At 66.7% G+C, this 24665-nt stretch carries 24 protein-coding genes and 1 tRNA gene; 13 read left to right on the forward strand and 12 right to left on the reverse strand.

Translation table 11 applies throughout. The features are described from left to right. The first annotated feature begins 6 nt into the window (after nt 1–6). The 5 genes from BLV92_RS03570 to lpxC all read left to right on the forward strand — a co-directional run bounded on the left by BLV92_RS03570 (nt 7) and on the right by lpxC (nt 5267). A complete protein-coding gene (locus BLV92_RS03570) occupies nt 7–759 on the forward strand; it encodes a cell division protein FtsQ/DivIB (protein WP_090542295.1) in 753 nt (250 codons plus the stop codon). Nucleotides 760–786: 27 nt separating this feature from the next. Further along, nucleotides 787–2019 carry a cell division protein FtsA gene (gene ftsA, locus BLV92_RS03575; protein WP_090542297.1) on the forward strand — a complete coding sequence of 411 codons (1233 nt, stop codon included), beginning with the start codon at nt 787–789 and terminating at the stop codon, nt 2017–2019. Between the two features lie 120 nt (nt 2020–2139). Further along, nucleotides 2140–3327 (forward strand): cell division protein FtsZ, encoded by a 1188-nt coding sequence (gene ftsZ, locus BLV92_RS03580; RefSeq protein WP_090542300.1) that lies wholly within the window; start codon nt 2140–2142, stop codon nt 3325–3327. Nucleotides 3328–3596: 269 nt separating this feature from the next. Further along, nucleotides 3597–4100, forward strand: coding sequence for a peroxiredoxin (locus tag BLV92_RS03585; RefSeq protein ID WP_090542302.1), 504 nt, complete (start codon nt 3597–3599; stop codon nt 4098–4100). Nucleotides 4101–4349: 249 nt separating this feature from the next. Beyond that, on the forward strand, nt 4350–5267 hold the full coding sequence (gene lpxC, locus BLV92_RS03590) for a UDP-3-O-acyl-N-acetylglucosamine deacetylase (RefSeq protein ID WP_090542304.1): 918 nt from the start codon (nt 4350–4352) through the stop codon (nt 5265–5267). Nucleotides 5268–5393: 126 nt separating this feature from the next. Here lpxC and BLV92_RS03595 read toward each other — a convergent pair whose 3' ends face one another. Then, nucleotides 5394–5867 carry a DciA family protein gene (locus BLV92_RS03595; protein ID WP_090542306.1) on the reverse strand — a complete coding sequence of 158 codons (474 nt, stop codon included), beginning with the start codon at nt 5865–5867 and terminating at the stop codon, nt 5394–5396. A 273-nt stretch (nt 5868–6140) separates the two neighbouring features. Here BLV92_RS03595 and secA point away from each other — a divergent pair, with 273 nt between their 5' ends. From secA to mutT, 4 genes are all read left to right on the forward strand, one after another. Continuing rightward, on the forward strand, nt 6141–8963 hold the full coding sequence (gene secA / locus BLV92_RS03600; protein WP_090542308.1) for a preprotein translocase subunit SecA: 2823 nt from the start codon (nt 6141–6143) through the stop codon (nt 8961–8963). 167 nt (nt 8964–9130) lie between these two features. Next, a complete protein-coding gene (argJ, locus tag BLV92_RS03605; RefSeq protein ID WP_090542310.1) occupies nt 9131–10372 on the forward strand; it encodes a bifunctional glutamate N-acetyltransferase/amino-acid acetyltransferase ArgJ in 1242 nt (413 codons plus the stop codon). A gap of 10 nt (nt 10373–10382) precedes the next feature. After that, nucleotides 10383–11252, forward strand: a complete 870-nt coding sequence (locus BLV92_RS03610) for an ATP-binding protein (protein ID WP_090542312.1) — start codon at nt 10383–10385, stop codon at nt 11250–11252. Continuing rightward, entirely contained in the window at nt 11249–11671 is a 423-nt protein-coding gene (gene mutT / locus BLV92_RS03615; protein ID WP_090542314.1) for an 8-oxo-dGTP diphosphatase MutT, read from the forward strand. Before BLV92_RS03610 ends, mutT begins: the two co-directional genes overlap by 4 nt. Before the next feature lie 72 nt (nt 11672–11743). Here mutT and BLV92_RS03620 read toward each other — a convergent pair whose 3' ends face one another. The 9 genes from BLV92_RS03620 to BLV92_RS03660 form a co-directional block, all read right to left on the reverse strand. After that, nucleotides 11744–11938 carry a DNA gyrase inhibitor YacG gene (locus BLV92_RS03620; protein ID WP_090542316.1) on the reverse strand — a complete coding sequence of 65 codons (195 nt, stop codon included), beginning with the start codon at nt 11936–11938 and terminating at the stop codon, nt 11744–11746. A gap of 99 nt (nt 11939–12037) precedes the next feature. Next, nucleotides 12038–12793: a cell division protein ZapD gene (gene zapD, locus BLV92_RS03625; RefSeq protein WP_090542318.1), complete on the reverse strand. Its 756-nt coding sequence runs from the start codon at nt 12791–12793 to the stop codon at nt 12038–12040. Between the two features lie 120 nt (nt 12794–12913). Next, entirely contained in the window at nt 12914–13540 is a 627-nt protein-coding gene (coaE, locus tag BLV92_RS03630) for a dephospho-CoA kinase (protein ID WP_090542320.1), read from the reverse strand. Nucleotides 13541–13544: 4 nt separating this feature from the next. After that, nucleotides 13545–14483 carry a prepilin peptidase gene (locus BLV92_RS03635; protein WP_090542322.1) on the reverse strand — a complete coding sequence of 313 codons (939 nt, stop codon included), beginning with the start codon at nt 14481–14483 and terminating at the stop codon, nt 13545–13547. 28 nt (nt 14484–14511) lie between these two features. After that, complete coding sequence (locus BLV92_RS03640) at nt 14512–15741, reverse strand: type II secretion system F family protein (RefSeq protein ID WP_090542324.1); 1230 nt, start codon at nt 15739–15741, stop codon at nt 14512–14514. Then, nucleotides 15738–17075, reverse strand: a complete 1338-nt coding sequence (locus BLV92_RS03645; RefSeq protein WP_090546803.1) for a GspE/PulE family protein — start codon at nt 17073–17075, stop codon at nt 15738–15740. Before BLV92_RS03645 ends, BLV92_RS03640 begins: the two co-directional genes overlap by 4 nt. A gap of 84 nt (nt 17076–17159) precedes the next feature. Continuing rightward, nucleotides 17160–18479, reverse strand: a complete 1320-nt coding sequence (locus BLV92_RS03650) for an HlyC/CorC family transporter (protein ID WP_090542326.1) — start codon at nt 18477–18479, stop codon at nt 17160–17162. Nucleotides 18480–18674: 195 nt separating this feature from the next. After that, nucleotides 18675–18751 (reverse strand) — tRNA-Pro (locus BLV92_RS03655). A 38-nt stretch (nt 18752–18789) separates the two neighbouring features. Then, entirely contained in the window at nt 18790–19782 is a 993-nt protein-coding gene (locus tag BLV92_RS03660) for a polyprenyl synthetase family protein (RefSeq protein ID WP_090542328.1), read from the reverse strand. 217 nt (nt 19783–19999) lie between these two features. On the opposite strand from BLV92_RS03660, the gene rplU reads away from it, so the two are divergent. The 4 genes from rplU to proB all read left to right on the forward strand — a co-directional run bounded on the left by rplU (nt 20000) and on the right by proB (nt 23089). Continuing rightward, the gene (gene rplU / locus BLV92_RS03665) at nt 20000–20311 is read left to right on the forward strand and encodes a 50S ribosomal protein L21 (protein WP_006025184.1); all 312 of its coding nucleotides are present in this window, start codon (nt 20000–20002) and stop codon (nt 20309–20311) included. Nucleotides 20312–20337: 26 nt separating this feature from the next. After that, nucleotides 20338–20601 (forward strand): 50S ribosomal protein L27, encoded by a 264-nt coding sequence (gene rpmA / locus BLV92_RS03670; protein WP_090542330.1) that lies wholly within the window; start codon nt 20338–20340, stop codon nt 20599–20601. Between the two features lie 175 nt (nt 20602–20776). Beyond that, nucleotides 20777–21895: an Obg family GTPase CgtA gene (cgtA, locus tag BLV92_RS03675; RefSeq protein ID WP_090542332.1), complete on the forward strand. Its 1119-nt coding sequence runs from the start codon at nt 20777–20779 to the stop codon at nt 21893–21895. 75 nt (nt 21896–21970) lie between these two features. Then, a complete protein-coding gene (gene proB / locus BLV92_RS03680) occupies nt 21971–23089 on the forward strand; it encodes a glutamate 5-kinase (RefSeq protein WP_090542334.1) in 1119 nt (372 codons plus the stop codon). A 91-nt stretch (nt 23090–23180) separates the two neighbouring features. On the opposite strand, the gene BLV92_RS03685 is transcribed toward proB, so the two are convergent. Further along, nucleotides 23181–23741, reverse strand: a complete 561-nt coding sequence (locus BLV92_RS03685; protein ID WP_090542336.1) for a CNP1-like family protein — start codon at nt 23739–23741, stop codon at nt 23181–23183. Nucleotides 23742–23856: 115 nt separating this feature from the next. Next, nucleotides 23857–24528: an RNA pyrophosphohydrolase gene (locus BLV92_RS03690; RefSeq protein ID WP_090542338.1), complete on the reverse strand. Its 672-nt coding sequence runs from the start codon at nt 24526–24528 to the stop codon at nt 23857–23859. Between the last annotated feature and the right edge of the window lie 137 nt (nt 24529–24665).

Below are 24665 nucleotides of genomic sequence, written 5' to 3' on the forward strand. Positions count from 1 at the left end.
ACCGACATGTGGAACAACGTACGCCAGCTGAACCTTGCCGCGAGTGCCCTGCACGCGCTGCTCGTGCTCGCGCTGCTGGCGGCCGGCTGCTACTGGCTCGTGCAGCGTCCGAACTTCGCGCTGCGCGAGATCCGTATCGAAGGCGACACCGAGCACATCAACGCGCCGACCGTGCGCGCGAGCGTGGTCGGCCGCCTGAAGGGCAACTTCTTCACCGTCGATCTGGACGCCGCGCGCCAGGCGTTCGAGCAGATGCCGTGGGTGCGTCACGCGAGCGTGCGGCGGGTCTGGCCGAACGCGCTCGCGGTGACGCTGGAGGAATACCAGCCGCTCGGCACGTGGGGCAGCGATCAACTGGTCAGCGTCGACGGCGAACTGTTCACCGCGAACCAGGGCGAACTGGACGAGGACCTGCCCGCGTTCGACGGGCCGGACGGCACCGCGAAGGAAGTCGTCGCGCGTTATCGCGACTTCAGGAAGTGGTTCGCGCCGACCGGCGCGTCGCCGGAAGAAGTCACGCTGTCGCCGCGTTATGCGTGGACAGTGAAGCTGTCGAACGGCACGCAGGTCGAACTGGGCCGCGAGCGCAACAGCGACACGCTGTCCGATCGCGCGCGGCGGCTGACGGCCGCGTGGTCGGCGGTCACGCAACGCTGGGGGAACGACATCGAGTATGCGGACCTGCGCTATCCGAACGGCTTCGCGATTCGTGCCGCGGGCATGCGCTTCATCAGCGATCCCAATCAGGGCAAGAAGTAACAGGACATCACACGCAACGAGCACGCTATGAGTAAAGACTACAAGGATCTGCTGGTCGCCCTCGACATCGGGACGTCGAAGGTGGTGGCCGTCGTCGCCGAACTGAAAGGCGAGGGCCACTACGAGGTGATCGGTCTCGGCCAGAGCGAATCGAAGGGGCTCAAGAAAGGCGTCGTGGTGAACATCGAGGCCACGGTGCAGTCCATTCAGCGCGCGCTCGAAGAAGCGGAGCTGATGGCCGACTGCAAGATCACGAACGTGTTCACGGGAATAGCGGGCAGCCACATCCGCAGCTTCAATTCGAGCGGAATGGTCGCGATCAAGGAAAAGGAGGTCACGCAGGCGGACGTCGCGCGCGTGATCGAGACCGCGAAGGCGATCAACATTCCGACCGACCAGCAGGTGCTGCACATCCTCACGCAGGAATTCATCATCGACGGCCAGGAGGACGTGCGCGAGCCGATCGGGATGAGCGGGATCCGCCTCGAAGTGAAGGTGCACATCGTGACCGGCGCGGTGAGCGCCGCGCAGAACATCGTGAAGTGCGTGCGGCGCTGCGGGCTCGAAGTGAACGACCTGATCCTGCAGCCGCTCGCGTCGTCGCTCGCGGTGCTGACCGACGACGAGAAGGAACTGGGCGTCGTGCTGGTGGACGTCGGCGGCGGCACGACCGACATCGCGATCTTCAGCGAAGGCGCGATCCGCCATACCGCGGTGATTCCGATCGCCGGCGACCAGGTGACGAGCGACATCGCGATGGCGCTGCGCACGCCGACGCCGGACGCGGAGGACATCAAGGTCAGCTACGGGATCGCGAAGCAGGCGCTTGCGGACCCGGACGAAATGATCGAAGTGCCGGGACTCGGGGAGCGCGGTCCGCGCACGCTGTCGCGGCAGGCGCTCGCGGCGGTGATCGAGCCGCGCGTCGAGGAGCTGTTCTCGCTCGTGCAGCAGGTGGTGCGCGAGTCGGGTTACGAGGAACTGCTGAGTTCGGGCGTGGTGCTGACCGGCGGCGCGGCGATGATGCCGGGCATGGTCGAACTCGGCGAGGACATCTTTTTGAAGCCGGTGCGCATCGGCGTGCCGGAGTATGCGGGCGGTCTCGCCGACGTGGTGCGCAATCCGCGCTACTCGACGGCGATGGGGCTGCTCGTCGAAGGACGCTCGCAGCGGATGCGCGGGCGCAAGGTTGCGGTGCAGTCGGGGTCGATGGGGCAGGTCTTCACGCGGATGAAAGACTGGTTCCTCGGCAACTTCTGATCGCACGGAACGATTTCGAAACACGCGCGGGTGTCGGCGGCCGGCGCGCGACGGGAGGTTGCCCGATCTCTCGCCGGATAACAGCCGATAGGCAGCAACTTTATTCTTGACGGAGGCAATATGGAATTCCAGATGCTGGAAACGGAAACCAACGGCACCATCATCAAGGTGGTGGGTGTTGGAGGCGCTGGCGGCAATGCCGTGCAGCACATGATCAATCGCGGCGTGCAGGGCGTCGACTTCATCGTGATGAACACCGATGCGCAGGCGCTATCGCGCTCGCGCGCATCGGCGGTGATCCAGCTCGGCAACACCGGCCTCGGCGCCGGCGCGAAGCCGGAGATGGGCCGCGCGGCAGCGGAGGAGGCGCGCGAACGCATCGCCGACGCGCTGCGCGGCGCGCACATGGTGTTCATCACCGCCGGCATGGGCGGCGGCACCGGCACCGGCGCCGCGCCGGTCGTCGCGCAGATCGCGAAGGAAATGGGCATTCTGACCGTCGGGGTGGTCAGCAAGCCGTTCGAGTTCGAAGGCGGCAAGCGCATGCGCGTCGCGGAAGCCGGTTCGCAGCAACTGGAGGATCACGTCGACTCGCTGATCGTCGTGCTGAACGACAAGCTGTTCGAGGTGATGGGCGACGACGCCGAGATGGACAAGTGCTTCCAGTGTGCCGACGACGTGCTGAACAACGCGGTCGCGGGCATCGCTGAAATCATCAACGTCGATGGCCTCGTGAACGTCGACTTCGAAGACGTGAAGACGGTGATGGGCGAGCAGGGCAAGGCGATGATGGGCACGGCGACGGTCGCCGGCGTCGATCGCGCGCGTCTCGCCGCCGAGCAGGCGGTCGCGAGCCCGCTGCTCGAAGGCGTCGATCTGTCGGGCGCGCGCGGCGTGCTCGTGAACATCACGTCGAGCCGTTCGCTGCGGCTGTCCGAAACGCGCGAAGTGATGAACACGATCAAGAGCTATGCGGCCGACGACGCGACCGTGATTTTCGGCGCCGTGTACGACGACGCGATGGGCGACGCGCTGCGCGTGACGGTCGTCGCGACGGGCCTCGGCCGCGCGGCGAAGAAACAGCAGTCGGCGCCGATGACGCTGCTGCGCACCGGCACCGACAACCATCCGGTCTCGACGATGCAGCAGTCGTACGCGCCGCAACAGGCCGCCGACTACGGCGCGCTCGATACGCCGGCGGTGTGGCGCACGTCGCGCGACACGGCGGCGTCGCACGTGCAGGCGCTGCAGGAGAAGGGCGTCGATACGTACGACATCCCGGCGTTCCTGCGCAAGCAGGCGGACTGAGCGCGACGCGGGTCTGGCTGCGGCGCGGACGGCGGTTCGTGCGCCCGCAGACGGACGGCGTTCGCGCGTCGTGCTGAGGTGTCGTTTCGGACGGCAATGCCGCGTCCCGGTCGGGTTTCGGCCGCCACGCGGAACGGACAACTGCCCGCTTCGCTCCGGTGAGCGGCGACGGGTCCGTGTCGCCCTGAAATGCGCCGGCCAACGCGAGCGCGCGAAACGCGCGATGATGACGGGTGCGGAATGTCCCGCATCGATGTGAAGGACGAGCGATGATCAAAGTGGGTGAAAAGCTGCCCGACGCGACGCTTTTCGAGTATGTCGAAGAGCCGGCGGAGGGCTGCACGGTGGGGCCGACGAGCTTCAGCGTGCGCGAGCAGACGGCGGGGCGGCGCGTGGCGATCTTCGGATTGCCCGGCGCATTCACGCCGACCTGTTCGGCGAAGCACGTGCCGGGTTATGTCGAGAAGGCCGACGCATTGCGCGCGGCCGGCATCGACGAGATCTGGTGCGTGTCCGTCAACGACGCGTTCGTGATGGGCGCGTGGGGGCGCGATCAGCACACCTCGGGCAAGGTGCGCATGATCGCGGACGGCAGTGCGGCTTTCACCCGGGCACTCGGTCTGGATCAGGATCTGTCGGCGCGCGGCATGGGAATCCGTTCCCAGCGCTACGCGATGGTGATCGACGACGGCGTGGTCAAGACGCTGAACGTCGAGGCGCCCGGCAAGTTCGAAGTCAGCGATGCGGCGAGCATCCTCGCTACGTTGAGCTAGTCACGCGCGCCCGGAAGCCGACGTTGCCGTCGCGCAACGCGGTCGATGACGCAAATGTGACGGGCCGTTACGCGGGCCGATCGCCGGAAACGCCTCCGTTCCGAAGGTCGGCCCGCCATCCGCCGGCGCTGCGTAACAACGGGAAACAGATTGTCACGCGGCGCGCAACAGCGGATGACGTCCATCTGAAGTATAATTCGCGCTATGAATTAAAAAGTCCCGATTGGGATTTTCAATGAGCGAAAGAACATGTTGAAGCAGCGCACCATTAAATCGATCGTCAAGACAGTCGGCATCGGCCTGCACTCGGGGCGCAAGGTCGAACTGACGCTCCGTCCGGCGGCGCCGGACACGGGCATCGTGTTTTCGCGCGTGGACCTGCCGACGCCGGTGGACATCCCCGCAAACGCGATGGCGATCGGCGACACGCGGCTCGCTTCGGTGCTGCAGAAGGACGGCGCACGCGTATCGACGGTCGAGCACCTGATGTCCGCGTGCGCGGGCCTCGGCGTCGACAATCTGTACGTCGACGTGACCGCCGAGGAAATTCCGATCATGGACGGGAGCGCGGCGTCGTTCGTGTTCCTGATCCAGTCGGCCGGCATCGAGCAGCAGAACGCGCCGAAGAAGTTCATCAAGGTGAAGAAGCCGGTCGAAATCCGCGACGGCGACAAGTTCGCGCGGCTCGATCCGTATTTCGGCTTCAAGCTGAAGTTTACGATCGACTTTCGTCATCCGGCCGTCGACAAGACCGGCCAGGCGCTCGAAGTCGATTTCGCGAACACGTCGTATGTGCGCGAAATCGCTCGCGCGCGCACGTTCGGCTTCGCGCATGAGGTCGAGATGATGCGCGAACTCGGGCTCGCGCGCGGCGGCAGCATGGACAACGCGATCGTGCTCGACGAATACCGGATCCTGAACAACGACGGGCTGCGCTACGACGACGAGTTCGTGAAGCACAAGATGCTCGACGCGATCGGCGACCTGTACGTGGTCGGTCATCCGCTGCTCGCGTCGTACACCGCGTACAAGTCGGGCCACGGCCTGAACAACGCGTTGCTGCGTGAACTGCTCGCGCACGAGGACGCGTACGAGATCGTCACGTTCGAAGACCCGCAGGCCGCGCCGCGCGGGTTCGGCTACGACGCGCAAACCGCGTTCGCCTGAGTTTTTCCTTCCTTTGGCGCGAAGCCGTCATGGCGGCTTCGCGCGCCACAGTCCCTCCACGCATCGTTCGCACGAATTCCGGGCTTGCCAGGCCGGAGGCGGGCGCGTGTTCGCGGATTCGTTCGGTCAGCTTCGTTTCAGATGGCGGGCCGCCATCTTCGCGAGCGCCTGTTGCAGCGGCGACGGCGGCAGCGTTTCGCTCAGTTCGTGCAGCGCGACGGCGCCGGCCGGCGTCATCCGCGCCTGCTTCGGCTGCGGCGGTTCCTTGACCGACTGCGGCCGCACGCGGATGCGCAGCGCGTTCAGCGCCCAGCCGCGCGCCTGCAGGTCGGTCACGAGCCGCGGCTCCAGATGGCGCAGCCGCGCGGCCAGTGCGTTGTGCGCGGCGAACAGCACCAGCGTGCCGTCCTTGATGAACCCCGGCTCGACGCTCGTCGCGAGATAGTCCGGCAGCAGTTGCGCGAGGTCGCGCTCCATCGCCGCGATCTGCTCGACGCCGGCGCGCAGCGGCGCGAACGCGTCGGCGCGGCCCAGCACTTCGGCGACCGGCTGCGCGAACCGTTTGGAAGGCGACCTTGAAAACGGCGAGAATCGGCTCATGTCATCAAATGTTGGGCGCCGCGCAGCGCGCGCGGACGTGCCGCCATTGTAGCCCGCGGGCCGGCTGCGAGAACGCGCCGCCGCGCGCATCGGGCCGTGTGACGGCAGCCGGCGGGTAGCCGGCGTCCCCCGGCGCCGACACAAGCGGGCACGGGGGCGCGTGCTAAAATGCCCGATTCGAATCCACCTATTTTGGACTTTAGCCGCCGAGGTCCTTCCGATCCGGGTGCATGATGCAGGAGCCCGGCTGAAGCCGCGACGCAGACCGATCCGATGACCACCGGTTTCCTACAGAAAATCTTTGGCAGCCGCAACCAGCGCCTGATCAAGCAGTATCAAAAGACCGTCGCGGCAATCAATGCGCTTGAGCCGCAGGTCGAGCAGTACACGGACGAGCAGTTGCGCGCGAAGACCGCCGAGTTCCGCGAGCGCGTCGCGCGCGGCACGTCGCTCGACGAGCTGCTGCCCGAGGCGTTCGCGGTCTGCCGCGAGGCGAGCCGCCGGGTGCTGAAGATGCGGCACTTCGACGTGCAGCTGATCGGCGGCATGGTGCTGCATTACGGCAAGATCGCCGAAATGCGCACCGGCGAAGGCAAGACGCTGGTCGCGACGCTCGCCGCGTATCTGAATGCGCTGTCCGGGCGCGGCGTGCACGTCGTGACGGTCAACGACTATCTCGCGCAGCGCGACGCCGAGTGGATGGGGCGTCTCTACAACTTCCTCGGTCTGACGGTCGGCATCAACCTGTCGCAGATGGATCACGCGACGAAGCAGCAGGCGTACGCGGCGGACATCACGTACGGCACGAACAACGAGTTCGGCTTCGACTACCTGCGCGACAACATGGTCTACGAGACCGAAGCCCGCGTGCAGCGCGCGCTGAACTTCGCGGTGGTGGACGAGGTGGACTCGATCCTGATCGACGAAGCGCGCACGCCGCTGATCATCTCCGGCCAGGCCGAGGATCACACCGAACTCTACGTGCGGATGAACGCGCTGCCGCCGCTGCTCGAACGCCAGATCGGCGAAGAGAAGGCGGACGGCACCGGCGTGGAGAAGCCGGGCGACTACACGCTGGACGAGAAGGCGCGCCAGGTGTTCCTGACCGAATCGGGCCACGAGAAGGCCGAGCGGATGCTCGCCGAGTGGGGGCTGATCGGTCCGGGCGAGAGCCTGTACGCGCCGCAGAACATCACGCTGATGCACCACGTGTACGCGGCGCTGCGCGCGCACACGCTGTTCTATCGCGACCAGCACTACGTCGTGCAGAACGGCGAAGTGATCATCGTCGACGAGTTCACCGGGCGTCTGATGCCGGGCCGCCGCTGGTCCGAAGGGCTGCACCAGGCGGTCGAGGCGAAGGAGCACGTGAAGATCCAGAGCGAGAACCAGACGCTCGCGTCGATCACGTTCCAGAACTACTTCCGGATGTACGCGAAGCTGTCCGGCATGACCGGCACCGCGGACACCGAAGCATACGAATTCAACGAGATCTACGGCCTCGAAACGGTCGTGATCCCGACCAACCGGCCGCCGAAGCGGATCGACAAGCAGGACCAGATCTACAAGACCGCGAAGGAGCGCTACGACGCGGTGATCCGCGACATCCGCGAATGCTTCGAGCGCGGCCAGCCGGTGCTGGTCGGCACGACGTCGATCGAGAATTCCGAAGTGCTGTCGACCCTGCTGACGAAGGCCGGGCTGTCGCACGAAGTGCTGAACGCGAAGCAGCACGAGCGCGAAGCGGCGATCGTCGCGGAAGCGGGCCGGCCGCAGCGCATCACGATCGCGACCAACATGGCCGGTCGCGGCACCGACATCGTGCTCGGCGGCAATGCGGAGAAGCAGGCGGCGTTCATCGAGGCGGACGAGTCGATTCCGCAGGAAGAGAAGGACCGCCGCATCAAGCAGCTGCACGACGAATGGCAGACGCTGCACGATCAGGTGAAGGCCGCGGGCGGCCTGCACATCATCGGCACCGAGCGTCACGAGTCGCGCCGGATCGACAACCAGTTGCGCGGCCGTGCGGGCCGCCAGGGCGATCCGGGTTCGTCGCGCTTCTACCTGTCGCTCGAAGACCCGCTGCTGCGCATCTTCGCCGGCGACCGCGTGCGCGCGATCATGGAACGCCTGAAGATGCCGGAAGGCGAGGCGATCGAGGCGGGCATCGTCACGCGGTCGATCGAGTCGGCGCAGCGCAAGGTCGAAGCGCGCAACTTCGACATCCGCAAGCAACTGCTCGAATACGACGACGTCTCGAACGACCAGCGCAAAGTGATCTACCAGCAGCGCAACGAACTGCTCGAAGCGCACGACATCAACGAGACGATCGGCGCGATGCGCCACGGCGTGGTCACCGACCTCGTGCGGCAGTTCGTGCCGGCCGGCAGCATCGAGGAGCAGTGGGACGTTCCCGAACTCGAAGAAGTGCTGCGCAACGACTGGCAGCTCGACCTCGCGATTCAGGAGATGATCAACGAGTCGCAGTCGATCGACGCGGACGAGATTCTCGAAGCGGTGCTCGCCGCCGCCGACGAGGGGTACGAGCAGAAGGTCGAACTGGTCGGCCGCGAGTCGTTCAGCGCGTTCGAACGCTCGGTGATGCTGCAGACGCTCGACCGTAGCTGGCGCGAGCATCTTGCCGCGCTCGACCATCTGCGCCAGGGCATCCACCTGCGCGGTTACGCGCAGAAGAACCCGAAGCAGGAATACAAGCGCGAGGCGTTCGAACTGTTCGCCGCGATGCTCGACGCGGTGAAGCACGAAGTCACGCGCATCGTGATGAACGTGCAGATCCAGTCGCCGGAGCAACTGGAGCAGGCCGCCGAGCAGATCGAGGAGCATGGCAGCCAGCTGGTGGAGCACGTCGAATTCCGTCACGCGGAGTTTGCCGAAGCGGGCGCGGCGGCGGCCGCAGCCGCGCCGGTCGCGGCCGATGCCGCGGCGGCGATGGTCGGCGACGCGATGAGCCGCGGCGCGCATCAGGGTCTCGCGCAGGGCGCAGCGGCGGGCGACGTGCCGCGCGTCGGCCGCAACGATCCGTGTCCGTGCGGCAGCGGCAAGAAGTACAAGCAGTGCCACGGCAAGATCGTGTGACGTGCGGCCCGCGGCGTGCGATCCATGCCGCGAAGCCCCGCGTCATGCGGCGTTGCCGTTGATCCCGGTGGCCCGGGGGTCGTCCCGGGCCTTGCGTTTTGATCTCCCGATGCCGGCCAGGCGAACAGACGCCGAGGCCGGCATCGCCATTTCGACAGGTCGCCATCATGGCTGTCAACTTCCCCTCGATCGAACCCGCACAACTTCATCCGGTCGCCGGCGTGACGCTCGGCTGGGCCGAGGCCAACATCCGCAAGCCGAACCGCAAGGACGTGCTGGTCATCTCCGTCGATGAAGGCGCGAGCGTCGCCGGCGTGTTCACGCAGAACCGTTTCTGCGCGGCGCCGGTCATCGTGTGCCGCGAGCATCTGGAACGCGTGCGCACGGGCGGGAAGGGCATCCGCGCATTGGTGATCAACACCGGCAACGCGAACGCCGGCACCGGCGAGCCGGGCCTCGCGAACGCGCGCGAAACCTGTGACGAACTGGCCCGCCTCGCGGGCATCGAACCCGGCCAGGTGCTGCCGTTCTCGACCGGCGTGATTCTCGAACCGCTGCCGATGGACCGCCTGAAGGCCGGGCTGCCCGCCGCGCTCGCGAACCGCGAGGCCGCGCACTGGTACGACGCCGCGCAGTCGATCATGACGACCGATACGCTGCCGAAGGCCGCGTCGCGCAAGGTGACGATCGACGGCCACACCGTCACGCTGACCGGCATCAGCAAGGGTGCGGGCATGATCAAGCCGAACATGGCGACGATGCTCGGTTTCCTCGCGTTCGACGCGGCGGTGGCGCAGCCGGTGCTCGACGAACTCGTGAAGCACGTCGCGGACCGCTCGTTCAACTGCATCACGATCGACGGCGACACGTCGACGAACGACTCGTTCATCCTGATCGCGTCCGGCAAGTCGAGCCTGCCGGCGATCACGTCGACGGATTCGCCCGCCTATGCGGCGCTGCGCGACGCGGTCACCGAAGTCGCGCAGACGCTGTCGCAGCTGATCGTCCGCGACGGCGAAGGCGCGACCAAGTTCATCACCGTGCAGGTCGAAGGCGGTTCGAGTGTCGCCGAGTGCCGCCAGATCGCGTATGCGATCGGCCACTCGCCGCTCGTGAAGACCGCGTTCTACGCGTCGGACCCGAACCTCGGCCGCATTCTCGCGGCGATCGGTTATGCGGGCGTCGCCGACCTCGACGTCGGCAAGATCGACCTGTATCTCGACGACGTGCTGGTTGCGAAGGCCGGCGGCCGCAACCCCGACTATCGCGAGGAAGACGGCCAGCGCGTGATGAAGAAAAGCGAGATCGCGATCCGCGTGCTGCTCGGCCGCGGCGACGCGCAGGCGACCATCTGGACGTGCGATCTGTCGCATGACTACGTGAGCATCAACGCGGACTACCGTTCCTGATTTCGATTCCATGGACAAGCTCGAACAATTTCTCACCCGCGCCGAGGCATTGCTCGGCCGGCTCGAAGCGGTGCTGCCGCCGGCGGCGCCCGACGTGGACTGGAGCGCGGCGGTCGCGTTCCGCTGGCGCAAGCGCCAGGGGCGCGGCTTCCTGCAGCCGGTGCCGGCCGTGTCGGCGATCACGCTCGACGACCTGCAGAACATCGACCGCCAGAAGGCGCTGATCGAACAGAACACGCGGCAGTTCGTGCGCGGCCAGCCGGCGAACAACGTGCTGCTGACCGGCGCGCGCGGCACCGGCAAGTCGTCGATGATCAAGGCGTGCCTGAACGCGTTTTCGAAGGACGGCCTGCGGCTGATCGAAGTCGACAAGGACGACCTGCACGATCTCGGCGACATCGTCGATCTGATCTCGACGCGGCCGGAACGGTTCGTCGTGTTCTGCGACGACCTGTCGTTCGAGGACGGCGAGTCGGGCTACAAGGCGCTGAAGGTCGCGCTCGACGGCTCGGTCGCCGCGCAGTCGGACAACGTGCTGATCTACGCGACGTCGAATCGCCGGCACCTGCTGCCCGAGTACATGAGCGACAACGAGTCGTACAAGCACACGTCGGACGGCGAGATCCATCCGGGCGAAGTGGTCGAGGAAAAGATCTCGCTGTCCGAGCGTTTCGGGCTGTGGGTCAGCTTCTACCCGTTCAAGCAGGACGACTACCTGACGATCGTCGGCCACTGGCTGCGCCACTTCGGCTGCGACGACGCCGACATCGAAGCCGCGCGCGGCGACGCGCTCGTATGGGCGCTGGAGCGCGGGTCGCGTTCGGGCCGCGTCGCGTGGCAGTTCGCGCGCGACTGGTCCGGCAAGAAGGCCCAGGCATGAGCGCGGCGGCGGGTGCGGATGGCGCGTTGGCGCGCCCGGTCACCGAGGTCGCGGTCGGCGTGCTCGTGCAGCCGGACGGCCGTTATCTGCTCGCGCAGCGCCCGGAGGGCAAGCCTTACGCGGGCTACTGGGAGTTTCCGGGCGGCAAGCTGGAAGCGGGCGAGTCGGTCGAGGTCGCGCTCGCGCGCGAACTGCACGAGGAACTCGGGATCGACGTGAAGGCGAGCCACCTGTGGCACACGCTCGAACACGACTATCCGCATGCGTATGTGCGGCTCTATTTCTGCAAGGTGACCGAATGGGCCGGCGAACCGCATGGGCGCGAAGGCCAGGCGTTCGTGTGGCAGTCGCTGCCGGCGACGGTCGAGCCGCTATTGCCGGCGACGATTCCGGTGCTGGAGTGGCTTGCGCAGGAGTGAGCGGGACGCTGCGCGGTGGTCCGCCGCGGCCGCAGTCGACGCGCCGGCGTGAGCGCGACGCGGGTGACAGGCTTACTGGCGGGTATCGACGGGCGGCGCTTCGTCGGTCGGCGGCTCGTCGTCGGTGCTGCCGATGCGGTACTTCTCGGCGGCCCATGCGCCGAGGTCGATCTGCTTGCAGCGTTCCGAGCAGAATGGCCGGAAGCGGTTCTCCGGCACCCAGCGGACGTCCTTTCCGCAGGTCGGGCATTTGACGACAGTGGTCATTCGGCAAAACGTTCGGTTGCGTGCGCCGCGCGTCGTTCGCGGCGCGGTTGACTCTTCGGCTTCAGGTTCGCGACGCCGGCGGCGTCGCACAACGAACCGTCACAGGCTGCACAGCGTCAGCTGGAACGGCACATCGACATCCACGGCGCGCGGCCGCAGATCGCCGTCCTGCACCGTGAAGCGCACCCACAGCATGTACTTGTTCGCGCTCGCTTCGGGGATCACCCGCAATTCCGGCGCCACGCGCACCTGCATCAACTGATACGCGCGGCCCGACAGCATCTGCTGATAGCTGCCCTGCATCGCCATGACCTTCGACGCCTGGCCCGATTCGCGCGCGAGCCGCAGCACGATTGCCGCCGCGTCGCGCAGCGGCAGCAGCGGCATGACCCACTTCGCGATGTCCTGGCGGCGCTGATCGGGATGCAACTGCTGCCACGCATAATACGACGGCAGATCGAACTTGCAGGTGCCGCCGGGAATGATCGCGCGGCTGCGGATGCTCGACAGCCACTCGTTGTCCGACAGATGCTGGCCTGTCTTGCCCTGCATCTGCGTGAGGCCGGCCAGCGTCTGCTCGATTTCGCCGAGCACGGTTTCGAGCGCGTTCTGCTCAATGCCCGGATTGCCGCGGAACGGCGCGAGCGTTTGACGCTGACGCTCCAGTTCCTTCATCAGATCCGACTTCAGATCCGCGCGACCGGCGACCTCGGCGATTTCGAACAGCGTCGTCAGCGCGACGTGATGTTCCCTCGCATCCTCCTGGGTCAGGAAAAACGTGAAGCGCTCGAACAGATCTTCGAGGCGCAGCAGCGTCCGGATTCGCTCGTTGAAGGGATACTCGTAAAGAATCAAGCGCGCTCGCCTCTGGCGTGGTCGGTGACAGGATTGCAGGACATTCTAATGCCGTGGGGTCACCGTCGCAATCGCGGGCGCGTCGGGCAGGCGCGCGTGGCCGGGCAAGGCCGCCGGCCGTCAGCCGCGGTCGGTCGCGGGCGCGGCGCGCGCGGCCAGTTCCAGGTATCGGCGATGCAGCGCGTCTACCTGCTGTGTCAGTGCTTCGAGCGATGCGTGGTCGTTGACGACCACGTCGTCCGCCGCGGCGAGGCGCGTTTCGCGCGACGCCTGGCGTGCGACGATAGCGAGCACCTGCTCGCGCGTAAAGCCGTTGCGGCGCATCACGCGTTCGATCTGCGTTTCGACGCTGCAATCGACATCCAGCACGCGATCCACGCGCGTTTTCCACGTACCCGACTCGACGAGCAGCGGCACGACGACGATCACATACGGTCCGTCGGCCGCGCGCCATTCGCGTTCGGTCTCCGAACGGATCAGCGGATGCGTGATCGCTTCGAGCCGTTTGCGCGCCGCGTCGTCGCCGAACACGAGTGCGCGCATCCGCGCGCGGTCCATCGAGCCGTCGCCGGCGACGAAGTCCGGGCCGAACTCCGCTTCGATCTGTGGCATCGCGACGCCATGCGGCGCGGTGATCCGATGCGCGATGAGATCGGTATCGACGATCGTCGCGCCGCGCGCCGCGAACAGGTCCGCGACCGTCGATTTGCCGCTGCCGATGCCTCCCGTCAATCCGACCGCGAACATCGCTTCAGCTCCCGAGGACGAAATAGAACGGCGTGCCCGCGAACAACGTGACGAGCGCGCCCGCCGCGAGATACGGGCCGAACGGCAGCGGTTCGTCGAAGCGCCGCTTGCCGGACCATGTCGCGACCAGTCCGATGACCGCGCCCGCAACCGCCGCGATCACGACGATCTGCGGCAGCGCCGCCCAGCCGAGCCACGCGCCGAGCGCCGCGAGCAGCTTGAAGTCGCCATAGCCCATCCCCTCGATGCCGCGCAGTAGCCGGAACGCCCAGTACACGCACCACAGCGCGAGATAACCGGCGACCGCGCCGAGCACCGCGTCGTGCAGCGTCACGAACGTGCCGCCGAGGTTCACGATAAGGCCGGCCCACAGCAGCGGTAGTGTCAATACGTCGGGAAGCAGTTGGTGTTCGAGGTCGATCGCGCTGGTCGCGATCAGCGCGGCGCACAGCGCGAACGCGGTCACGGCCTTCACCGACGGACCGAACGCGACGAACGCGCCCGCCGCACACGCGGCGCCCGCGAGTTCGATCAACGGGTAACGGACGCTGACGCGTGCGCGGCATTGCGAGCAGCGTCCGCGCAGCACGAGCCAACTGATGACCGGAAGGTTTTCCCACGCACGCAGCACGTGACCGCAGTGCGGACATGCGCTGCGCGGCAGCCACAGGTTGTAGCGCGCGGGCAGGCCGTCGTCCGCGAACAGCTGGCCGGTCGCATCCGCCGCTTCGGCTCGCCATGCGCGATCGAGCATGATCGGCAGCCGGTGCACGACGACGTTCAGGAAGCTGCCGACGACGAGTCCTACCACGATCGCGAACGCGACGAGCATCCCATGCGGCAGCACGGCGAGCGTATCGGAGAACGACGTGGCGAAATCGCCGGCGAAGCCGGACGGAGCGCCGGGCGAGGCGTCGGTGACGGACGTGAGGTGAACGGGCATGAGTGGGAACCGGAATCTGGCAGCGATCCTACACCACGTTGCCGAGTTGAATGATGGGAAGATACATCGCGACCACGAGGCCGCCGACCAGCGCGCCGAGCACGACGATTACGAGCGGCTCGCACAGGCTCGACAGCAGCCCGATCTTTTCGTCCACCTGGCGGTCCGCGAGCGACGCGGCGTCGAGCAGCATTGCATCGAGCGCGCCCGATTCCTCCGCGACGGCGACCGGCTGGATCACGTCGGCCGGGAAGCAGCCGGCTGCGCGCATCGCCGCCGCGAGCCGTTCGCCGCGACGCAGCCGCATCGCGATCGTCGCGCTCGACCGGTCGAAGAACGCGTTGCCGCTTGCATGCGTCAGCGATTCGAACGCGTCCGCGAGCGGCGTGCCCGCGCCGAGCAGCGTGCCGAGCGCGCGGCTCCAGCGCGCCGCGCATAACGTGGTCAGCAGCGGGCCGGCGAGCGGCGCGCGCAATGCTGCGCGGCCGAACGCGAGGCGTGCGGCTTCCGAGCGGCGCAGCAGTGCATGCGTGGCGATGACGCCGCCCGCGACACCCATCGCGACCGGCAAGCTCCAGCGCGCAGCGGCCGCGGACAACGCGAGCACGAACCGGGTCGGCGCGGGCAGTCTTGCACCGAAGCCCTCGAATATCTGGCTGAACGTCGGCACCACCCACACGAGCAGCGCCGCGGTGATCGCGACCGCGAGCAGCAGCACCGCGACCGGATACGCGAGCGCCGCGCGCACTTTCGAGCGTTGCGCGGCGCTCCGCTCGTGGTCGTCCGCGATGCGCGCGAGCACGGCGGTGAGCGAACCGGACGCTTCGCCGACCGCGATCAACTGGCAATAGAGCGGGCCGAACTGCTGCGGCCGGCGCGCGAGCGCATCCGCGAAGCGCGCGCCGGCGGTGATGTCGCGCGCGACCGCGCCGACGATGCGCGGCAGCCCGTGCGGCCCAGGCGCCTGCGCGAGCAGGTCGAGCGCGGGCGCCAGCGGCAGTCCCGCGCGCAGCAGGCTCGCAAGCTGGCGGGTGAAGCGCGTGACGTCCGCCCGGTTCGCGCGAGGGCGGGGCGCGGCTCGGCGCTGCGTCAGTTCGGTGACAGTGATGCGCTCGCGCTTCAATGCGACGCGAGCCGCCGCGGCGTCGACCGCGATCAGCGTGCCGCGCTTCGGTGTGCCCGATGCATCGATGCCGCGCCACGAGAAGCACCATTCGTCGTGCGGCGCGGGCGCATGCGGATTGCTCGACCCGCTCATGCGTCGGTCGCGCCGAGCACTTCGGCGACGCTGGTTGTCCCGTCGCGCACGCGCGTCAGCGCGGCGTCGCGCAGTGTCCCAACGCGCTCGGTGCGCGCGTGACGCGCGATTTCCTGGGCGCTGGCCTTGCGGACGATCAGTTCGCGCATCGCGTCGGATACCGGCATCACCTCGTGAATGCCGACGCGGCCGCGATAGCCGATTCCGTGGCACGCGTCGCAGCCGACAGGAAGATACGGCCGCCACCCGGTCGACGCGCCTTCGCCATGCGCCAGCGCCTCCAAGGTCGCGGCGGAATCGTCGGCCGGCGCGCGGCAGACGGTGCACAGCCGCCGCACCAGCCGCTGCGCGGTGACGAGCCGCAGCGCGGCCGCGAGGTTGTACGGCTCGACGCCGATGTCGATCAGCCGCGCGATCGCCGCGGGCGCGTCGTTCGTATGCAGCGTCGACAGCACCAGATGGCCGGTCTGCGCGGCCTTCACCGCGACGTCGGCGGTTTCCTCGTCGCGGATCTCGCCGACCATGATGACGTCCGGGTCCTGGCGCAGGAACGCGCGCAGCGCGACCGCGAATGTGAGGCCCGCCTTGTCGCGCACGTTGACCTGGTTGATGCCGGTTAGCTGGATTTCCGCGGGGTCTTCCACCGAGCACAGGTTGCGCGACTCACTGTTCAACATTTGCAGGAAGCAGTACAGCGACAGCGTCTTGCCGCTGCCGGTCGGCCCGGTCACCAGCACGAGGCCGTGCGGCGCGCGGATCGCGTCGGCGACCGTGCCGCACTGCGCGTCGTCGAGTCCGAGCGCCGCGAGCGACAGGTCCGCCGGCAGTGCTTCGAGCCGCCGCAGCACGAGTTTTTCGCCGAACAGTGTCGGCAGCGAACTCACGCGGTAGTCGTCGGGGCCTTTCGCCGTCGTTCCCGATGCGAGCCGCAGACGGCCGTCCTGCGGCACACGGCGCTCCGCGATGTCCATGCGCGCGAGCACCTTGATGCGCGTGACGAACGCGTCGCGCAGATGCGCCGGCGGCCGCGCGATCTCGTGTAGCACGCCGTCGATGCGCAGGCGGATGCGCCAGCCGTGTTCGAACGGTTCGACGTGCAGGTCCGAAGCGTTGCGCAGCGACGCTTCGCGTAGCGTGTCGGTGAGCAGTCTGACGGCCGGCGCGTTTTCCGCCTGCGCGGCGGGCGGCGGCGCATGGCCTGGATCGAAGGGTGAAAAGCCGGTCGCGCGCGCCGCAGCGGCGGGCGCAGGCGGGCGAAGTGGGGACCCGCCCGGTTCGCCGTCATCGACGGTGGCGGGAAAAAGCAGCGGGGAGCGCGACGAAAAAGCCGGCATCGGATCGCGGCGCGAGGCCGTCCATGCGAACGAGACGGCTCGATCATCGAACGGCGCGCGCCGCGGCGCCATTCGGCCGGACGGCTAACGGCCCGGCAGCAGCTTCTTTGCCTTGCCGAGCGCGCCGGTGCGCTGCTTCGCGCCCGGCTGGAACAGCTTCACCGTGCGCACCGACTGGTCGTCGCTGCGCAGCACTTCGAGCTTCACGTCGCCGATCTGCACGCAGACGTCGCCTTCCGGAATTTCCTCCAGCACTTCGAGGATCAACCCGTTCAGCGTCTTCGGCCCGTCGGTCGGCAGCGTCAGATGCAGCCAGCGGTTCAGTTCGCGCAGCGGCATGCTGCCCGGCACGATGCATTCGCCTTCGTCGTTCCAGCCGCCGCGGCCGGTGCCGCTGCGCGGCAGCGTCGTCGTGAACTCGCCGATCAGTTCCTCGATGATGTCCTCGGGCGTCACGAGCCCCTGCAACTCGCCGTATTCGTTGACGACGAGCGCGAGCCGGTGGCGGCTCTCCTGGAAATACTGCAACTGCTGATACACCGGCGTGCCGGTCGGCACGAAGTACGGCTCCGCGAGCAGTTCGCGCAGCGTCTCGCGTTCGAGGTCCTGATTGTGCAGCGACGCGAGCGTCTTGCGCACGTGCAGCACGCCGAGCACGCGGTCGATGTCGCCCTGATAGACGATCAGCCGGTTGTGATAGCAGGTTTCGAGCTGATGCAGGATGTCGTCGAGCGGCGCGCCGAAGTCGAGCGCCTCGATCCGGCGGCGTGGAATCATCACGTCGTCGACGGTGATGTTTTCGAGGTCGAACAGGTTCAGCAGGATGCTGCGGTGTTTCGTCGGCATGAAGCTGCCGGATTCGAGCACGATTGTGCGCAGTTCCTCGGTGGACAGCCGCTGGTCGTTCGTCTTGTGCGTGTTGATGTGCAGAATGCGCAGCAGGCCGTTCGCGAACAGGTTCACGAACCAGACGACCGGTTTCGTCACGCGCATCAACGGCGCGATCAGCAGGCTCGCCGGCAGCGCGATCTTTTCCGGATAGGTGGCGCCGACGATCTTCGGCGTGATTTCCGCGAACACGATGATCAGGAACGCGACGATGCCCGTCGCGACCGACAGCACGACGTTGTCATGGCCGAACGTGTGCAGCGCGATCGACGTCGTCAGGACCGGGATGATCGTATTGAACAGGTTATTGCCGATCAGGATCACCGACAGCAGCAGATCGGTGCGGGCGAGCAGTTTCTGCGTGGTTTTGGCGCCGAGCGCGCCGTGACTGGCGAGGTACTTCAGGCGGTGGCGGTTCAGCGCCATCATCGCCGTTTCCGAGATGGAGAAGAAGCTGGAGCAGACGAGAAGCAGAAAGACGGCGCAGACCTGCGCCCATAAGGGAAGTTGTTCCACGCGGCGTGAAATGAGTGAGAGCGGATGAGGAGACTATAGCAGAGGGTGTTACGGTGCCAGAACGGCTTGTGCGTGGGCCTGGGCGCGAAATCGCGAGGGCGCGGGAGCCGGCCGATTCAGTGTTTTGTGGGCGGAGATCAGGCGAAAGCGGGCGAAAAAAAACCGCGCAGTGCATGCGCGGTTTTTTCAAAATTCTGGTCGGGGTGAGAGGATTCGAACCTCCGGCCTCTACGTCCCGAACGTAGCGCTCTACCAGGCTAAGCTACACCCCGAATTCTACTGCTGGACTCCCCGGCTCATTCAGTCTTGTTCAAGACTGACGCGTCGTTGAGTAAGAACATAATTCTAGCAGGCTATCTTTGTAGATGGAAGAGGGAAACGAAGAAATCGCATCCGCCGCCGCCTGCGCCTCGGCCTTCGCGCATTGAAGCGTGTGGTCGAGCGCGCCCGAACGGGTGATCGCCTGGAAAATCTCGTCGAAGCGCGTCGTGCCGCCTTGTTCGATCGCGTCGCGCGCGAGCGCCGCTTCCGCCGGCGTGCCGTGCTCGATCAGCCAGATCAGCGGCAGCGTCGGTTTGCCTTCGCGCAGGTCGTCGCCCGCGTTTTTGCCCATCGATTCAGCCGTGCCCGTGTAGTCGAGCCAGTCGTCCATGATCTGGAACGCGGTGCCGATGCGCCGGCCGAACTCGGCGGCGGCTTCCTCGGTGCGCGCGTCCGAGCCGGACAGCACCGCGCCCAGCTGCGCCGCCGCCTCGAACAGCTTCGCGGTCTTGTAGCGGATCACCTGCATGTAGCGCGCCTCGTCCACGTCGGCGTCGTGCATGTTCAGCAGTTGCAGCACTTCGCCTTCGGAGATGATGTTCGTCGCTTCCGACAGGATCTCCATCACGCGCATCTTGCCGACGCCGACCATCATCTGGAACGAGCGCGAATACAGAAAGTCGCCGACCAGCACGCTCGCCGCGTTGCCGAACAGCGCGTTCGCGGTCTGCCGGCCGCGCCGCAGGTCGGACTCGTCGACGACGTCGTCGTGCAGCAGCGTCGCCGTGTGGATGAACTCGATCACGGCCGCCAGTTCGTAGCGGTGCGCGCTGCGGTCGCCGAGCGCGCCCGACACGAGCAGCAGCAGCGCCGGACGCAGACGCTTGCCGCCCGCACCGATGATGTACTCGGAAATCTGGTTGATCAGCATCACCTCCGACGCCAGACGCTGGCGGATGACACGGTTCACCTGTTCCATGTCATCGGCGATCGGGGCAAGCAGGGCTGCGGCGTTGGGGGCGGAAGTGGCGGTGGACGACATGATGGGAAAAAGGGGTATTGCCGCGGATTATAAGGCGAATCGGCGCGGTCCCGGATGCCGCCCCACGCGCTGGCGGCGCAGCCGCGCCGTGTGCCGGCCGGCGCAGGCCCATGGGTTCGTCGTGCGGATGGTTTTGACTTGACAGCTAACTCTATGTATAATCACGGGTTTCCGACGCGTTGTGTGTCGGGAAAACGAATCCAGAGTGAGGTTTTCAATGTACGCGGTCATAAAAACCGGCGGCAAGCAGTACAAGGTTGCCGTTGGCGAAAAACTTAAAGTAGAACAGATACCGGCAGACATTGACGCAGAAATCACGCTCGACCAGGTTCTCGCAGTGGGCGAAGGCGAATCGATTAAGTTCGGTACGCCGCTGGTCAGTGGGGCTTCCGTCAAGGCTACCGTCGTGTCGCACGGACGTCATGCAAAAGTGACCATCTTCAAGATGCGTCGCCGGAAGCACTACCAGAAGCATGGCGGCCACCGCCAGAACTACACCGAACTGCGCATCGACGCGATCAACGCGTAAGCGCAACACGGTAAAGGAGCAAACAAATGGCACACAAAAAGGCAGGCGGGTCGTCACGCAACGGCCGCGATTCCGAGTCGAAACGACTGGGCGTGAAGGTGTTCGGCGGCCAGGCGATCCTGGCGGGCGGCATCATCGTGCGCCAGCGCGGCACGCGTATGCATGCCGGCGACAACGTCGGCATCGGCAAGGACCACACGCTGTACGCGCTGGTCGACGGCCACGTCACGTTCTCGATCAAGGGCGCAGCGAAGAAGCACCTGGTCAACGTCGTTCCGGCAGCAGCCTGAGTCTTTACCAGGCACGCTCGCAGTCGACGCAAACCCGACGCAAGGAGGGCCCCGCGAAGTTTGCGGGGCCTTTTTCTATTTCAGCGGCCGCGTATGGGTGACAGACGCGGGCCGCGTATTGGTCAAGCGGCGCGGCGCGCGGCAAAATAACGGCATCCACGGGACGGAGTAACGCATGAAGTTCATTGACGAAGCGAGAATTGAAGTCATCGCCGGCGACGGGGGCGATGGCAGCGCGTCGATGCGGCGCGAGAAGTTCGTCCCGTTCGGCGGGCCGGACGGCGGCGACGGCGGGCGCGGCGGCAGCGTCTACGCGATCGCGGACCGCAACATCAACACGCTGATCGACTACCGCTACACGAAGAAGCATCTGGCGCGCAACGGCGAGAACGGGCGCGGTTCCGACTGCTACGGCAAGGGCGGCGACGACATCACGCTGCGCATGCCGGTCGGCACGGCGATCACCGATCAGGACACCGGCGAGCTGATCGCCGACCTCACCGAGCACGATCAGCGCGTGCTGGTCGCGCAGGGCGGCGCGGGCGGGCTCGGCAACCTGCACTTCAAGTCGTCCACGAACCGCGCGCCGCGCCAGAAGACCGAAGGCAAGCCCGGCGAGCGCCGCATGCTGAAGCTCGAACTGAAGGTGCTCGCGGACGTCGGCCTGCTCGGCATGCCGAACGCGGGCAAGTCCACGTTCATCTCGTCGGTGTCGAACGCGAAACCGAAGATCGCCGACTATCCGTTCACGACGCTCGCGCCGAATCTTGGCGTCGTGCGCGTCGGGCCGGGCAAGAGCTTCGTGATCGCGGACATTCCCGGGCTGATCGAGGGCGCGGCCGAAGGCGCGGGCCTCGGCCACCAGTTCCTGCGCCATCTGCAGCGCACCGGCCTGCTGCTGCATCTCGTCGACCTCGCGCCGTTCGACGAAAGCGTCGATCCGGTCGCGGAGGCGACGGCGATCGTCGGTGAACTGCGCAAATACGACGAGTCGCTGTACGAGAAGCCGCGCTGGCTCGTGCTGAACAAGCTCGACATGGTGCCGGAGGACGAGCGCGCGGCGCGCGTCGCCGAATTCGTGAAGCGTTTCGGATGGGACGGCCCGGTGTTCGAGATTTCGGCGCTGACCGGGCAGGGCTGCGACAACCTCTGCTACGCGGTGTACGACTACGTCTCGTCTCACTCGGACGCGCGGCGCGCAGCCGATGCGGAAGACCTCGCGTCGGACGTGCGCTTCCGCGACGCGCCGGCGTCGTCCGCGGGCGGCGAGGACGCCGACGCGTCGCACGAATAACATGCCGCTTGCGGCCGGCGTGCGTTGCGCCGGCTGCCTCACGCGTCATCAAGTCAATCTGGGAGACCGCGCAGCATGCGTTCCGTCATCGCCGATTCGCGGCGTCTGGTAGTGAAAGTCGGTTCCAGCCTCGTCACGAACGACGGTCGGGGCCTCGACCATGCGGCGATCGGGCGGTGGGCCGCGCAGATCGCCGCGTTGCGCGCGCAGGCGAAGGAAGTCGTGCTGGTCAGCTCCGGCGCGATTGCCGAAGGGATGCAGCGGCTCGGCTGGAGCCGCCGGCCGCGCGAGATCGACGAACTGCAGGCCGCGGCGGCGGTCGGCCAGATGGGGCTCGCGCAGGTGTACGAGAGTCGCTTCGCGGAGCACGGCATCCGTACCGCGCAGATCCTGCTCACGCATGCGGACCTCGCGGATCGCGAACGCTACCTGAACGCGCGCTCGACGCTGCTGACGCTGCTGCGCCTCGGCGTCGTGCCGATCATCAACGAGAACGACACCGTCGTCACCGACGAGATCAAGTTCGGCGACAACGACACGCTCGGCGCGCTGGTCGCGAACCTGATCGAAGGCGATGCGCTCGTGATTCTCACCGATCAGAGCGGCCTCTACACGGCCGATCCGCGCAAGGATCCGGCCGCGACGCTCGTGCGCGAGGCCGATGCGGGCGCGCCGGAACTCGAAGCGATGGCCGGCGGCGCGGGATCGAGCCTCGGCCGCGGCGGCATGCTGACGAAGATTCTCGCCGCGAAGCGCGCAGCGCATAGCGGCGCGAACACCGTGATCGCGAGCGGGCGCGAGCCGGAGGTGCTGGCGCGGCTCGCGTCGGGCGAGGCGATCGGCACGCAGCTGATCGCCCGGACCGCGCGGATGGCCGCGCGCAAGCAGTGGATGGCCGATCACCTGCAGGTGCGCGGCCACGTCGTGATCGACGCCGGCGCGACGCAGAAGCTGACCGCCGAAGGCAAGAGCCTGCTGCCGATCGGCGTGATCGGCGTGCAGGGCGCGTTCGCGCGCGGCGAGGTGATCGCGTGCCTGAACGGCGACGGCGTCGAGGTCGCGCGCGGCCTCACGAACTACAGCAGCGCGGAGACGAAGCTGATCCAGCGGCGTCCGAGCGGCGAGATCGAAACGGTGCTCGGCTACATGCTGGAGCCGGAGCTGATTCACCGGGACAACCTGGTGATCGTCTGAGCGCGCCGCTTCGGCACGCAATCAAATGAAAAGCCGTTCCGGCGTCAGGCCGGAACGGCTTTTTTGTGCGGTGTGCGCCGGCGAGAACCGCTCAGTGCATCAGTGACGACTGGGTGCGCCCGTAGCGCAGGTTCTGGACGATGACGGGCGCTTTCCCGGCCGGCATCTTGTTCGCGCAGAAGTAGTCCTGATAAAGCACCGAGTGGTACGCATTCAGCGTGCCTTTCTCGATGCGGTCCCAGTCGTTCGCGACGGTCTGGTCCCAGCCGTCGTGATCCGCGTTCAGGCTCCCGTACAGACGCCATTCGTAGGTGTCGCAGCGGATGCCTTCGTAATTCACGTTGCGCGCGCCGGTCGGCGTCGTGATCACGATCGTGTAGCGGACCACGCCGTCGGTGCCGACCGACAGCGACGCCGGATCGATCGCGAACGACAGCGGCGTGTCGTTCGACACGTCGAACGACATCAGCTTCGCATTCGGTTGCGGGAGCGGCGGCAGCGACGTCACCTTGTTTTCCGTCCACACGCCCTTGCGGTCGAGCAGGTACGCGAAGTCGCTGTCATCCTTGTTCGACGGCTGCCGGATGCCCGAGCATGCAGCGAGCAGCACGCCGGCAGCGACGCAGCCGGCGACGAGAGCAAATCGTTTCAAATTGGTTTTCCTTCGAAGCACCGGCGCGTCGATTTCGCGCCGCGGAAGCGAAACGCGGCGCGGGTGTTCCCGCGCCGCTCGGCCGCGCGATGCGCGCCGGCCGTCGATCGCCTGTTCAGTCGCGCCCGTCCGGCGCAGGCACGATGATACTCTCCGCCGCGCCGCAATCGTCGTCGATCGACGCATGGTGCGACGGTTCGATCGACACGTCGAGCGTCACGAGCGTCTGCGTCGCACTCACGCGCGGCTGCGCGACGATGCGCGGATAACGGACGTCGTGACCGTGCGGGCCGGAGCGTTCCGCGCGCGGCACGACCCGTCGCAGATAGCGCGACAACTCGGTCAACGCCAGCTGATAGACGTCGCGCTTGAACTCGATGACCGCTTCGAGCGGAACCCAGTATTCGTTCCAGCGCCACGCGTCGAACTCCGGATGTTCCGTCGCCCGCAGGCAGATGTCGCAGTCGCGTCCCACCATCCTCAGCAGGAACCAGATCTGCTTCTGCCCACGATAGTGGCCGCGAACCTCGCGCTTGATGAACTTGTCGGGCACCTCATAGCGCAACCAGTCGCGCGTGCGACCGATGATCTTGACGTGCTCGGGATGCAAGCCGGTTTCTTCGTGCAACTCCCTATACATTGCCTGCATGGGGGTTTCACCATACTTGATGCCCCCTTGCGGAAACTGCCAGGAATGTTCGCGAACCCGCTTGCCCCAAAACACCTCGTTGTGCGCGTTCAAGAGGATGATGCCGACGTTCGGGCGAAAGCCTTCACGATCCAGCATACAACCACCTTCGAATCCTTTAAAATTGCTTTGATTATAAACAGATAACGGTCCTGACGCACCGGACGGGCACCAGATTGGAACGATTTGCCGCGAACCAGCGAGAGCCGGTCTCGCGAACGCGGGCAAGTGTCGGC

Source organism: Paraburkholderia caballeronis (assembly GCF_900104845.1).
Lineage (GTDB): Bacteria > Pseudomonadota > Gammaproteobacteria > Burkholderiales > Burkholderiaceae > Paraburkholderia > Paraburkholderia caballeronis.